The organism is Dolichospermum sp. UHCC 0352, from assembly GCF_009711925.1.
GTDB classification, from domain to species: Bacteria; Cyanobacteriota; Cyanobacteriia; order Cyanobacteriales; family Nostocaceae; genus Dolichospermum; species Dolichospermum lemmermannii.
In genome coordinates, this window is sequence record NZ_VIKY01000289.1 from 1 (window position 1) to 2,389 (window position 2,389).

2 protein-coding genes are annotated in these 2,389 nt (G+C 40.0%); both read right to left on the bottom strand.

The window, feature by feature from the left end:
• Nucleotides 1-47: 47 nt before the first annotated feature.
• On the bottom strand, nucleotides 48-653 hold the full coding sequence (gene clpP / locus FJR06_RS21050) for an ATP-dependent Clp endopeptidase proteolytic subunit ClpP (protein WP_015083163.1): 606 nt from the start codon (nucleotides 651-653) through the stop codon (nucleotides 48-50).
• A gap of 695 nt (nucleotides 654-1,348) precedes the next feature.
• Complete coding sequence (locus tag FJR06_RS21055; protein ID WP_015083164.1) at nucleotides 1,349-2,308, bottom strand: FTR1 family protein; 960 nt, start codon at nucleotides 2,306-2,308, stop codon at nucleotides 1,349-1,351.
• Nucleotides 2,309-2,389 lie beyond the last annotated feature (81 nt).

The following is a 2,389-nucleotide window of genomic DNA, read 5'->3' on the forward strand; positions in this document are numbered from 1 at the left end:
AATGCTTCGCCCCTACTGACAACTGACAACTGACAACTGACCAATAACTAAACTAGAGGTACAGGACGACTACCGGCGGCATGACGGTCAATTACTTGGTCAATTAAGCCATATTCCTTGGCTTCGGCGGGAGACATAAAGAAATCACGTTCGGTATCTTCAGAAATCCGCTCAAATGGTTGACCAGTATGATCAGCGAGAAATTCATTTAGCCGCTGCTTGTGATACAAAATTTCGCGGGCTTGAATTGCAATATCAGTTGCTTGTCCTTGAGCGCCACCGAGGGGTTGATGAATCATAATCCGTGAATGGGGTAAACTCATCCTTTTACCCTTTGTACCCGCGCTGAGGAGAAAAGCTCCCATACTGGCCGCCAATCCAGTACAAATTGTACAGACATCAGGGCGAATATGCTTCATGGTGTCAAAAATACCCATTCCCGCTGTCACAGAACCACCAGGAGAATTAATGTACATATATATGTCCTTCTCCGCGTCCTCAGAATCTAAAAACAGCAGTTGGGCAACAATCAAGTTAGCCAGATTGCTATCAACCTGTTCTCCCAAAAAAATAATCCGCTCACGCAACAGCCGTGAATAGATATCAAAGGCGCGTTCGCCTCGGCCGGATTGTTCAATAACGATAGGAATCATTTAGTGTGTTTTAGCTATTTTTCATTTATTCTATCGGTGACAACGGCTAATTGTGTTGAAATTGCCAATTAAGATTAGGACAAGCCGGGTGAAGAGAGCAGATAGAAGCTCATGTAAAGAAATATATTTTACACAAATATCAGTATTATTACGGTTCTTGCTAATTGAGTGACTGGAGTAAAACAATGAGATATCCCCAGGGATTTAAAAATAAATTTGGATTTTCAGGACACTTTTTGGAAAAAACAAACGTCCACGTTGTCAGGTGCATATAAAGAGAGAACTGAATCACATTTTTTCACAGATTTCTGAGCTATTCTCAAATTATATTCACCAAATCCGATAAACCAATAACACAAAGTGTATTGAGAATAACAAGTTCCTATGGAAGTCTCATCCATATAAATAAAGAGAGGGATATTATGCTAGAAAAACTTATACAAGCGGCCTTTATTACATTTTTATTGCAACTCATCGCCGTATTGAGTAAAACTACTCCAATACATCCCAAGGCAGTCTCACCTCTTGCGGAAATGTCGGGTCCTGTAATTAGTTCGACTTTCCAGGTTTCGGAGTAAAATGCAGCCTAGACGGAACACTATGGCTTACGCCACGCTTCGCTATCGACAAGCTCAGTGCATCGCAGGGAATAGGTAAAAATTTTAATCTTTTCCCTGATTACCAATCTATTATTTTTAATTCCGCCCTGGGGTAGTAGTCATGACTTTATTTTTGCTATTCTGATTATCTCCACCTGTGATACTGCGGAAATATAGCCCACCAATACTGATGAGAAATACCAAATATCCCACGGCTTGAACAATATAGATTTTGTCTCTATAACCAAATAAGGACTTGAGAATGATACCGGGAAACTGTTCGTCAGATAAGATTTTTTCAGCATTCCAAACCATTGGACCTAAGATACAAGAGTGAATTCTGGTAAAGTGTTCATAATAGAAACAAAGATTTTCTGAAGAACGACTACTCAAAGCTAGATTAGCTGTAGCTTCATCAAAATGTTGTAAACCGGAAACTACTAAACCAGAAACAATTAATATTAATAAAACGCCCATAACTTGAAAGAATTGGCGAATATTAATTTTCACACCCCATTTAAATAATAAAACGCCAATTACTGACGCTGTGGCTAAACCACCAAGTGCGCCTAAAGTCGGCAATAAACCTTGTTGAAAATTAGCTGCAACGAAGAGAACAGTTTCAAATCCTTCGCGGACAATGGCGACTAGAATTAAACTAAAAACTCCCCAAGCTGCATTGGAATTTTTGCCTATTGCGTCGGTAACTGCTCCCTCAACTTGTGCTTTCATAAATCTGGCTTGTTTTGTCATCCAGATTAACATCCAACTCAGCATGACTATTGCTAAAACACTAAATACACCTTCCAATGTTGGCTCAACAACAGAGGTATATTGAGGATTAATAGATCCTAAGAATTTAATGATCCCCGTAAATAAAATACCGATTAAGCCACTGACAATAATACCAACAATTACGCCAGCATAAACCCAAGGGTTGAGTCGAGATTGTTGGGCTTTTTTTAATAATGCGAGAACAATACCCACAACTAAAGCGGCTTCGACACCTTCTCGCAGGGTAATTACAAAAGTGGGTAGAGCGGTACTAAAATTCATAAGAATACACGGCAAGCGGGAAACTCAGTCCCTTTAGGGCTGAGAGGGAAGCGACACGAGCGGTTTTAACCGCTGTGGATA

Coding starts and splice junctions, on each gene's coding strand:
- clpP (WP_015083163.1), bottom strand. CDS start 653: ATGATTCCTATCGTTATTGAACAATCCGGCCGAGGCGAACGCGCCTTT.
- FJR06_RS21055 (WP_015083164.1), bottom strand. CDS start 2,308: ATGAATTTTAGTACCGCTCTACCCACTTTTGTAATTACCCTGCGAGAA.